4 protein-coding genes are annotated in these 2,729 nt (G+C 71.7%); 2 read left to right on the top strand and 2 right to left on the bottom strand.

What is annotated here, in order from left to right; all coding sequences use genetic code 11:
- Nucleotides 1-157: 157 nt before the first annotated feature.
- Nucleotides 158-682 carry a hypothetical protein gene (locus ONA70_RS35800; RefSeq protein ID WP_265010903.1) on the top strand — a complete coding sequence of 175 codons (525 nt, stop codon included), beginning with the start codon at nt 158-160 and terminating at the stop codon, nt 680-682.
- Between the two features lie 45 nt (nt 683-727).
- Here the strand turns inward: ONA70_RS35800 and ONA70_RS35805 are convergent, their stop codons facing one another.
- Nucleotides 728-1,276 carry an HIT family protein gene (locus ONA70_RS35805; RefSeq protein ID WP_265010904.1) on the bottom strand — a complete coding sequence of 183 codons (549 nt, stop codon included), beginning with the start codon at nt 1,274-1,276 and terminating at the stop codon, nt 728-730.
- Nucleotides 1,277-1,408: 132 nt separating this feature from the next.
- On the opposite strand from ONA70_RS35805, the gene ONA70_RS35810 reads away from it, so the two are divergent.
- Nucleotides 1,409-2,146 carry a D-Ala-D-Ala carboxypeptidase family metallohydrolase gene (locus ONA70_RS35810; protein ID WP_265010905.1) on the top strand — a complete coding sequence of 246 codons (738 nt, stop codon included), beginning with the start codon at nt 1,409-1,411 and terminating at the stop codon, nt 2,144-2,146.
- A gap of 50 nt (nt 2,147-2,196) precedes the next feature.
- Here the strand turns inward: ONA70_RS35810 and ONA70_RS35815 are convergent.
- Nucleotides 2,197-2,729 (bottom strand): His/Gly/Thr/Pro-type tRNA ligase C-terminal domain-containing protein (locus ONA70_RS35815; RefSeq protein WP_265010906.1); only part of this gene is annotated, 533 nt, incomplete at its 5' end.

Below are 2,729 nucleotides of genomic sequence, written 5' to 3' on the forward strand. Positions count from 1 at the left end.
CCCCCCTCTCCCCCCCCCCGACGCTCCTTGGGTGGGGTGTCAGGGGCGGGCGGCGGGCCGCATCCCGCCACTTCGCGCACACTTGAGGGGAAGGAAGTCACGACGCGTGCGGCCCGCAGGCACGGACGGTCGGGAGCCCGTGACCGGCGGAGGAACGATGAGCACGACGACGGACGAGATCGAACGGCCGACCGAGGTGCCGGTGCCCCGCTGGGTGGCGCCCACCTTCGTGGCGCTGGCCCTGTTGACCCTGCCCTGGATCGGCTACCTGGCGGCGACCCTGCCCCGGCACGCGCTGACCGTGCACTACCGGGCCGCCTGGGTCGGCTTCGACCTGGGCCTGGTGGCCCTGCTGGGGCTGACCGCCTGGTACGCGTACCGGGGCGACCGGCAGGTGGTGCTCGCCGCCGCCGGCACCGCGACCATGCTGGCCGTGGACGCCTGGTTCGACGTGGTCACCACCCCGCGCGGCCCGGACCTGGTGGTGTCGGTGCTGCTGGCCGTGCTGGTCGAGTTGCCGCTCGCCGTCGTCTGCCTCTGGATCGCCCGGCACGGCGACCAGATGGTCGACCGCCGGCTCGCCGTCCGCGCGCAGCTCGCGACGGACCGGGCCGACTCGGCGCAGCGCAGCGCCGTCACCGCCCGCCGGCGCCTGGCCCGCCTCCGGAGCCGGCTCCGCTGAGGTACGCCGCCCGGCGCACCCGGGCGGCCGGGAGCCGGAGCGGGGTCAGGCCGGCCAGGCCTTGGCGAACAGGTCCCGGGTGTCGGCGAGCAGTTGTGGCAGCACCTTCGTCCGGCCGATCACCGGCATGAAGTTGGCGTCGCCACCCCAGCGCGGCACCACGTGCTGGTGCAGGTGGGCGGCGATGCCGGCACCCGCGACGCCGCCCTGGTTCATCCCCAGGTTGAAGCCGTGCGCGTTGGAGACCCGGCGGACCACCCGCATGGCGTCCTTGGTGAACGCCGCCAGCTCCGCGGTCTCCGGGGCGTCCAGCTCGGTGTAGTCGGCCACGTGCCGGTACGGGCAGACCAGCAGGTGCCCCGGGTTGTACGGGTAGAGGTTGAGCACCGCGAAGACGTGCTCGCCCCGGGCGACGACGAGGCTCTCGTCCGGCGGCAGGCCGGGGGCGCGGCAGAACGGGCAGCCGGCGGGCTTCTCGTAGCCGCCCTCGGGGCGGTCCTCCCCCGAGATGTAGGTCATCCGGTGTGGCGTCCAGAGCCGTTCCAGCCCGTCCGCCAGGCCAGCGCTGTCCGTGTGCCGTTCCGCCCCAGTCACAGACGCGATCCTACGGACCGTCGTGAGGACCAGCGACGGCCGCCCGTACCAGGAAGCCGTTGACGAACCGTCCTCCATGCCTCACGATCTCTGTCATTCGAATATTTCGATGTATCGATAGATGGAGGAACGATGTTCCGACGAATCGGCAAGCTTCTCGTGGCGCTCGTGCTGGCCGCCGCCGGCACGGTTATCGGCGTCACCGCCACCGCCGGTGCGGCCTACGCCGACGGCTGCTACACCTGGGGACGCACCCTGTCCGAGGGGATGAACGGCGAGGACGTCCGGCAGCTGCAGATCCGGGTCTCCGGCTACCCGGGCTACGGCGGGGTGCTCAGCCGAGACGGGGCGTACGGCCCGGGCACCAAGGCGGCGGTGATCCGCTTCCAGCAGGCGTACGGGCTGACCGCCGACGGCATCGCCGGGCCGCAGACGTTCAACAAGCTCTACGCGTTGCAGGACGACGACTGCACCCCGGTCAACTTCAGCTACGCCGAGCTCAACGACTGCAACAGTGACTGGTCGGGCGGGGCGGTGTCGGCCGCGACGGCCAAGGCGAACGCCCTGGTGGTGATGTGGCAGCTCCAGGCCCTGCGACACGCGCTAGGCGACCAGCCGCTCACCGTGACCACCGGATTCCGCAGCTACGCCTGCAACAGCGCGGTCGGCGGGTCGTCGACCAGCCGGCATCTCTACGGCGACGCCGCCGACCTCGCCGCCGGGGCGAGCTCGCTCTGCCGAATGGCCCAGCAGGCCCGCTACCACGGATTCAACGAGATCCTCGGCCCCGGCTACCCCGACCACAACGACCACACCCACGTCGCGAACAAGTCGAGCCGGCTCTGGTCGGCGCCGAACTGCGGCATCTGACCGCGGGGCGCGGGTCCCTCCTCCGGGCGCCCGGAGAAGGGACCCGCACGTCACGCCTGGGCGGAGGGGCCGGTGTTGCTGCGGGAGCCCACCACGTCGACCACGTGCGCCACCGCCTCGGCGATCGGGACGCCGTTGCGCTGCGACCCGTCGCGGTAGCGGAAGGAGACCGTGCCCGCGGCCACGTCGTCGTCACCGGCGATCACCATGAACGGGATCTTCTGCTGCTGGGCGTTGCGGATCTTCTTCTGCATCCGGTCGTCGCCCGCGTCGACCTCGGCCCGGATCCCCTGCTTGCGCAGCGTGCTGACGAAGTCCTGCAGGTAGTCGGTGTGGTCCTCGCGGATCGGGATGCCGACCACCTGCACCGGGGCGAGCCAGGCCGGGAACGCGCCGGCGTAGTGCTCGGTGAGCACGCCGATGAAGCGCTCGATCGAGCCGAACTTGGCGCAGTGGATCATGACCGGCTGCTGCCGGGTGCCGTCGGCCGCCTGGTACTCCAGCCCGAAGCCCTTCGGCTGGTTGAAGTCGTACTGGATGGTCGACATCTGCCAGGTGCGCCCGATGGCGTCCTTGGCCTGCA

Source organism: Micromonospora yasonensis (assembly GCF_026013475.1).
In the GTDB taxonomy this organism is placed as follows: domain Bacteria; phylum Actinomycetota; class Actinomycetes; order Mycobacteriales; family Micromonosporaceae; genus Micromonospora; species Micromonospora yasonensis.